Origin of the sequence: Zoogloea sp. (assembly GCF_044344315.1) — a bacterium.
Lineage (GTDB): Bacteria > Pseudomonadota > Gammaproteobacteria > Burkholderiales > Rhodocyclaceae > Zoogloea.
In genome coordinates this window covers 1-7,092 of the sequence record NZ_JBIJDC010000161.1, presented here as the reverse complement: position 1 = coordinate 7,092, position 7,092 = coordinate 1, and the positions used below count along the sequence as shown (strand labels likewise).

Here is a 7,092-nt window from a genome sequence, read left to right as displayed (position 1 = left end):
GAAGGACATCACACCGGTACCGAGGGCCCACAGGGTGGCGGCCTTGTTCGGATGCTCGCGACGGCGACGGTTCACCATGTTGAACGCGAAGACGGTCATGGCGAAGAAGGGAATCGGCTCCAGGGCGGAGAACACGGAACCCCACCATTGCCAGTATTCCGGCGTACCGATCCAGAAGTAGTGGTGGCCGGTCCCGATGATGCCGGTGACCAGGGTCATGGTGATGATGACGTACAGCCACTTCTCGATCACTTCACGGTCGACACCGGTCACCTTGATGAGCACGAAGGCCAGCAGGGAGCCAAGGATCAGTTCCCACACGCCTTCGACCCAGAGGTGCACGACCCACCACCAGAAGTACTTGTCGAGCACCAGGTTATGCGGGTTGTAGAAGGAGAACAGGAAGAACACCGCCAGGCCCCACAGACCGATCATCAGCACCAGCGAGATCGACGTCTTGCGGCCCTTGAGCATGGTCATGGTGAGGTTGAACAGGAACACCAGAGCGACCACGACGATGCCGATCTTGGTCAGCAGGGGTTGCTCGAGGAATTCCCGGCCCATGGTTTCGAGGATGTCGTTACCGGTGAACTTGGCCAGGGTGGCGTAGGGCACCAGCAGGTAGCCGAGGATGGTGGCGGCACCGGCGACCAGGAAAACCCAGAACATGAGCAGCGCCAGTTTTGGCGAATACAGCTCGGTTTCGGTTTCCTCCGGGATCATGTAATAGGCCGCACCCATGAAGCCGAACAGCAGCCACACGATCAGCAGGTTGGTGTGGACCATCCGCGCAACGTTGAACGGGATGGCGGGAAACAGGAAGTCCCCGATCACGTACTGCAGGCCCATGATGAGCCCGAACAGCACCTGTCCGGTGAAGAGCCCGATGGCCGCGATGAAGTAGGGCTTCGCGACCGCCTGAGAGGAATATTGCATGGTTTTTAGCTCCCTTTCTGATCGACGATCAGCCTTCGATGTTGGGCGGCCAGTTGGCAGTGTTGATCTCGGACGAGTACTTGAGGAACTCGACGAGATCATTGAGCTGCTGTTCCGTCAGATGGAAGTTGGGCATCTGCCGGCGCCCCGGTGCGCCGGTGGGCTGGGACTGGATCCAGGCCTTGATGAACTCAGGCCCGCGGCGCTTGTAGACGTTGCCCAGTTCCGGGGCGAAGTAGGCGCCCTCACCCATCAGGGTGTGGCAACCGATGCAGTTGTTGACCTCCCACACTTTCTTGCCGGCGATGACCGACGGCGTGAGGTTGGCGTGGTTGTCCCGCTTGGGAATGGCCTGCAAGGAATCGAAGGTCAGCGCGAGGAACAGGAGCGCGAAGAAAACGGTGCCCCCATAGAAGATGTTTCGCGCCATGGATTTTGTGAATGTCCCGCTCATGGAACCTCCCTGGATGGCTTCGCTGCACGGCGCAGCTTGGGGCGGATGTTCCGGATCGGGGAGGGGGACGTCCTTGACTGCCGTCAAGGTGGCCCGGAGGGGCGAAAAGGCGTGGGCCCGGTGCGCCCTCAGGCGCCGCCGCCCGCCTTCTTAAGCCAGCGCAGGACGGTGGTGAAAAGCACTTCCGGGTCAACGGGCTTGGCGATGAAATCGCTCATGCCCGCCTCCAGGCAGCGCGCCCGGTCCTCGACGAAGGCATTGGCGGTCATGGCGATGATGGGTACATCCTTTCCGCCGGGCAGGCCACGGATCCGCCTGGCGGCCTCCAGCCCATCCATGTTGGGCATCTGCACATCCATCAGAATCAGGTCGTAAGGCTGCTTGGCGAGCTGTTCGAGCGCCTGGACGCCATCCTCGGCGCACGCCACGACCTGACCGGCATCGACCAGCATCATCAGGGCGATCTCACGGTTGATGATCTCGTCCTCGACCAGCAGGAGACGGCGCCCGGGATAGTCGCGGGCGAGAACCTCCTCGGCCGGCCCCGGCAACGATGGGGAGAGCATGGACTGGGGCGCAGCCCGTCGCCGTAGCCGGGCGGTGAACCAGAAGGTGCTGCCCTGCCCTACCACGCTGTCAGCTCCGACCGACCCGCCCATGCGCTCGGCCAACTTGCGGGTAATGGCCAGGCCCAGGCCGGTGCCGCCATACTTGCGGGTCAGGGTGTTGTCGGCCTGTTCGAAGGCGGCAAACAAGCGCGGCAGCGCCTCGGCCGGGATACCGACCCCCGTGTCCCGGACTTCGAAACGCAGCAGGGCACTGTCCGCATCCACCTCGACCAGGGCAACGCGCAGAGTCACGCTGCCGGTCTCGGTAAATTTGACCGCGTTGGCGGCGTAGTTGAGCAGGGCCTGCTGCACGGCGGTCGGATCGCCGACCAGATCGTCCGGCAGCACATCCATCTCCGAGACCAGGCGCAGGTGTCTGGCCTGGGCACGGGCATGCAGCATGGACAGGACGTTGTCGAGAATGCTGCTCACGCGGATGGGCGACTCCGTCATGACGAACTTGCCGGCCTCGATCTTGGACAACTCCAGCACTGCGTTGATGATGTTGAGCAGGTGCTCGCCGGCGCCTTCAAGCTTGTCGAGCTGCTCCCGCTGGCGCTCGCTCAGCCCGCCCCGGCGGATGAGATAGGCCATCCCGGTAATGGCATTGAGCGGCGTCCGGATCTCATGGCTCATGTTGGCCAGGAAGGCGCTCTTGGCCACACTGGCCGCCTCGGCGGCTTCCTTGGCCCGGGACAGCTCGGCGGTGCGCTCGGCCACAAGCTGTTCGAGACTATCCCGATGCCGTGACAGTTCATCCTGAGCCGCCTTGTTGAGGGTGATGTCGCGCGTGATGGACAGCAGGCCGGGAACACCGTTGATCATCATCGGCGACACGGAGAAGGTACCCCAGAAGACCTCCCCGCACTTCTTGCGGAAGCGGGCCTCCAGTTGCAGGCGGGCCTGGCTGTTGCGCAGCTTCTCACTGAAGCCCTTGCGGTCTTCCGGGTCGGCCCAGATACCCAGCTCAAGAGAGCTGTGACCGATGATTTCGTCCCGGGGATACCCGGTGATGTCGATGAAAGCCTGATTGACATCCACATACACCCCGTCGGCAAGGGTGGTGATGGCAACGGCGTCGAGAGTGGTCTGGAAGGCCGTGCGGTAGCGCTGCTCGCTGTCTGCCAGCGCATTCTGGGATCGGACGATGTCGGAGACGTCACGGAAATACCAGACCCGCCCCAGGAACTGGCCACCGGGACTGCCCAGCGCCGTCGAGTGGCGCCGCAGAGTGCGGCCGTCCAGCAAATCAATGTCGTTGACATCGTCCCGCCACGGATCGTCGTACAGGCTGCCGACCCGGGCCACAAAATCGTCGGGAAGGGCCACCCTTGCCAGGGCATGGGCCAGCAGCAAGGCCTCCGGGGTGCCAAGCAAGGCCTCCAGGTCGCCGGCAGGCCGGGGAATACCCCACACAGAAAAGAAACGCTCGTTCACCGAGACGATCCTGCGTTCCTGATCAACGGCCAGGATGCCATCGGGCACCCCGTTGAGAATTGCCCGCTGCAGCGACGCCTGCCGCTCTGCGCCCTTCTCGGCGCCCCCGCCCTCCATCTCAACCATATGTGCCCCAGCGCCCCGTCCCATCGACCAGCTTCAGAACGGGAGCTTACTCCCCGACGCGGGGTCTGACACGTCAGAAACCCAATCCGGGGTCATCGCTGGTTGCCCGCTCAGCCGCCATTGCGAACGCGGAAGCGCCCGGTCAGCCCCAGCAGCGTCGCCGCTTGCTCACTGAGCACGACAGATGCGCTGGCGCAGACCTCTGCATCACCACTGTTGCGCTGGGTAACGCCGTCGATCTGATCAAGCCCCACTGCAACCTCCGAGAAGCCGGTGGCCTGCTGCTGGGAAGCCTCCGAGATATCGGACAGCAGGGTAGATACGCGGGTTGTCGAACTCAGGATCTCCTCGAGGGCAGCCGCAGTCGTATCGGCAATGGCAGCCCCCTGGCGTGTCTTCTCCGCGGAACCGGCAATCAGCGTCGTCGCCTTTTTGGCCGCTTCGGCACTGCGATTGGCGAGATTACGCACTTCGTCCGCCACTACCGCGAAACCACGTCCCTGCTCGCCGGCCCGCGCGGCTTCGATGGCAGCATTGAGGGCCAGCAGATTGGTCTGCTCGGTAATCTCGTCAATCACCCGGATGATCTCGGTGATGCTTGCTCCGGCCTGCTCGATCTCGCCCATGGATCGGACCATCTCCTGCATGTGCGCGCTGACACTGACCGCAACGGCCTGCGCCGACTTGGACAGATCGTCTGCCGCACTGGCATTCTGGGCATTCTGCCTGGTGTTCGCGGCCATCTGCTGCACCGTCGCCCCGATCTCGGTCACCGAGGCCGCCGAGGCAGCGGCGCCCGCCGACAGGCCCTGACTCAAGTCCGAAACCTGTTTGGCGCTGGCGGTGATTTCCTTTGACCCGCCCTGCAATCGACTGACCACATCGTTCAGGTTGTCCACCATGCGTTGCAGAGCAATGCCGAGCTGATCATTCTCGGAAGCCAGTTCTATCCGGATATCGAGATCTCCCTGGGAAATCCGGTCGGCGATACCTGCCTGGAGCTGGAGCCGTGCAGCCATATCGTTCAGGGCGACAGCCAGCCTCCCCACCTCATCGTCATGCAGGTGAGCCATGCGGCGGGAAAAATCCCCCAGCCGAATAGTATTGGCCAGGCGCTCGGCCTCCCGGATCGGCCGACTCAGAGAACCCGCGGCAAACCACAGGAAGCTCGTTCCGGCACATGCCACGATCAACCCCACAACCACCTGCCACCATACAGCGCTGCTCGAACGCTCGGCCAGATCGCGATCCAGGGCGTAGGCATCGGCCAGCACCACGTCCTTGTGCACCTTGATCACCACCGACCAGGGCTTACCCGTGCGGCCAAGGGCAAATGGGGGCCAGCGCCGTGATCTGCCCACTCGACTCATCAAGAGAGGCCGTGCTTCTGCCCCCCTGGATCTCGCCGAGCAAGACCTTGCTGATATCGCCGGGAAACGCCTCGGCAAGCGGCTTGCCGATCAGCTCGGGCTTCTCGCTGTCTGCCACGATCAAGCCCATGTTGCTGACGATGATAACCTCGGCCTTGCCCCCGAAGAGGCCTCGATCCGCTTGCAGGGAGAGTTCCTGAACGAAGTCGAGGTTGTAGTCTGTACCCGCCACGCCCAGGAACTTGCCGTTAACCACGATGGGCACCGACAGCGTGGTCAGCCAGACCTGCTTGCCCTGAACGATGTAAGGAAAGGGATCAAGCACGCTCTCCTTCCCGGTATCCCGGGGGCCGATATACCAGCCGCCCTTGAGCACGCCGTTCGGATGCTTGTCCATGGTGTCGTACTCGACCAGGGGCTGGACTGCGATATTGCCCTTCGCATCCCGGTTCCAGTAGGGCGTGAATCGACCGGTGCGGGCATTGTTGCCATCGCGACCGGTGCGGAACTGCTCATCGCGACCGTCAAGCGCATCGGACTCCCAGCAGGAATAGGTCCCGTTGAACTCCGGGTTGTGCTGGAGCACATTGAGCAGAACCGCATTGATCTGACTGCGCCCCATGGCAATGCCGTTCTCACGCTTGCCCAGCTCAAAAACATGGGCCATCGTTCGCGCCGCGTCGAGGGCGAGATCGAACTTTGCCTGAATGATGCCGGCCTGCGTCCCGGCCACCCCCTGCAAATTGACCAGGGCGCCCTCTTGAACCTGGGTTCTGACCCGCTCGCGGACCAGGGCCTGGGTATCACCTGCAGAGTAAACGCCGAAACCTACCGTGGCAGCGACCGCCACCAGCAGACACGCACCCGCAACCGCCGAGATGGTGTGCTGAATCGAGCTCAATCTCATCTGACCAGCCTCCTGTAGTGAAACACATGACGTGAACTCCCCGTGAATCGGAATGGGACAGTTCAGCCGGGACGGAGCGCGGGATCAGGGCGGGACCGTTACAGTTTGTGACAAATTCCGGTAGCAAAGGAACAGCACAAGAATGACAAGAAAGATGCATGCCCGATCACCCGGATCGGATCGAGTGCAGCGGATGCTGGGATGACTCAGGTGGCGCTACCCTATACTGATCCCACTTACGCGCCACCTTCATCCTCAGGCGCCCTGCACAGCGCACCCAGGAGGGCTCTCATGCGCACCCTGCAAAACTGCTGTTCAGCCGTCCTGCTGGCCCTCTCCGCCTTTCCTGCCACCGCGACTCTTATCGTGGATACGGGGGCGGGTGTGAATGGGCAGCCTTGGGCGTTCGAGCCAGCGCAGTACTTCGCCGGGGAGTTCTCGGTGGGGTCATGGCAGGCCATCCATTCGGTGGAGGGCTATTACTCGAATATCGAGGTCCCGCCGGGATCGGTGACGATCCGCCTGCATCGGGATGAGGGGAACATTCCGGGCGAGGTACTGTTCAGCCGGACGCATGGGCTGCCCGGCGCAAGCGGGCTCAACTGGTATGGCGTCTTTGGTCTCGACTGGGTGATCGCCCCCGGAATCTACTGGGTGTCTTTCGAACCGGATGGAGGGATCAAGGGCATCCACCCGGGCAAGGCACCGAATCCGATGGACGAGTATGCCCAGCACAGCGGGGGAGGCTGGCTGGATTGGGGCCCGAATTACTTCGACTACCTGGATGTGGGCGTGCGAATCGACGCCACACCAGCCACTGCCGTCCCGGCACCGGCCACCCTGTTTCTGCTCGGTGCCGGTCTGGCCGGGCTGGGGGTGATGCGGCGGACTGCCCCGGGCGCGGAGAGCCTTACTTGTCATAGGGAAGCGCTTCCCACATTTTTCGCGAACGTAGTCAGTTCACGCCTTTCGACCTCATACCGGTGAGCCCTTGCGGGACGGCTTTCCGTTCTCTTACGTCACATTGGCCGGGGACTCGCCCCCGGCAGGCGACCTTCTTTCTTGTTGTACGACAAGAAAGAAGGCAAAGAAACGTACCCCGCTGTCGCGCCCCCTTCGGGGGTTCCCTCCTTCCGGAAATGCAGGTGATCAACGGCCAGTGCCCGACTCAAGTTCCGCAGGGGCTCGGTGTATCCGAAAAGCCCGTTCCGACCCCGCCGAGCAGCGCACCAGCAGGCGGGGAAGTCCGGCGCG

At 62.9% G+C, this 7,092-nt stretch carries 6 protein-coding genes; 1 reads left to right on the top strand and 5 read right to left on the bottom strand.

Features of this window, described 5'->3' with window-relative positions:
• From ACIQ09_RS21250 to ACIQ09_RS21230, 5 genes are all read right to left on the bottom strand, one after another.
• Nucleotides 1-936: cbb3-type cytochrome c oxidase subunit I (locus tag ACIQ09_RS21250; protein ID WP_398314262.1), on the bottom strand; the 936-nt coding region annotated here is incomplete at its 3' end.
• A gap of 28 nt (nucleotides 937-964) precedes the next feature.
• Complete coding sequence (locus ACIQ09_RS21245) at nucleotides 965-1,390, bottom strand: c-type cytochrome (RefSeq protein WP_398314260.1); 426 nt, start codon at nucleotides 1,388-1,390, stop codon at nucleotides 965-967.
• 128 nt (nucleotides 1,391-1,518) lie between these two features.
• The gene (locus ACIQ09_RS21240; RefSeq protein ID WP_398314258.1) at nucleotides 1,519-3,561 is read right to left on the bottom strand and encodes a response regulator; all 2,043 of its coding nucleotides are present in this window, start codon (nucleotides 3,559-3,561) and stop codon (nucleotides 1,519-1,521) included.
• Between the two features lie 110 nt (nucleotides 3,562-3,671).
• Nucleotides 3,672-4,835 (bottom strand): methyl-accepting chemotaxis protein, encoded by a 1,164-nt coding sequence (locus ACIQ09_RS21235; protein ID WP_398314256.1) that lies wholly within the window; start codon nucleotides 4,833-4,835, stop codon nucleotides 3,672-3,674.
• Nucleotides 4,836-4,872: 37 nt separating this feature from the next.
• A complete protein-coding gene (locus ACIQ09_RS21230; protein ID WP_398314254.1) occupies nucleotides 4,873-5,781 on the bottom strand; it encodes a hypothetical protein in 909 nt (302 codons plus the stop codon).
• A gap of 348 nt (nucleotides 5,782-6,129) precedes the next feature.
• Between ACIQ09_RS21230 and ACIQ09_RS21225 the strand changes: the two genes are divergently transcribed.
• On the top strand, nucleotides 6,130-6,825 hold the full coding sequence (locus ACIQ09_RS21225; protein ID WP_398314252.1) for a PEP-CTERM sorting domain-containing protein: 696 nt from the start codon (nucleotides 6,130-6,132) through the stop codon (nucleotides 6,823-6,825).
• The last annotated feature ends 267 nt before the right edge of the window (nucleotides 6,826-7,092 follow it).

Excerpts from the sequence above, each read along its gene's own strand:
- ACIQ09_RS21245 (WP_398314260.1), bottom strand. The coding sequence starts at position 1,390 with ATGAGCGGGACATTCACAAAATCCATGGCGCGAAACATCTTCTATGGG.
- ACIQ09_RS21240 (WP_398314258.1), bottom strand. The coding sequence starts at position 3,561 with ATGGTTGAGATGGAGGGCGGGGGCGCCGAGAAGGGCGCAGAGCGGCAG.
- ACIQ09_RS21225 (WP_398314252.1), top strand. The coding sequence starts at position 6,130 with ATGCGCACCCTGCAAAACTGCTGTTCAGCCGTCCTGCTGGCCCTCTCC.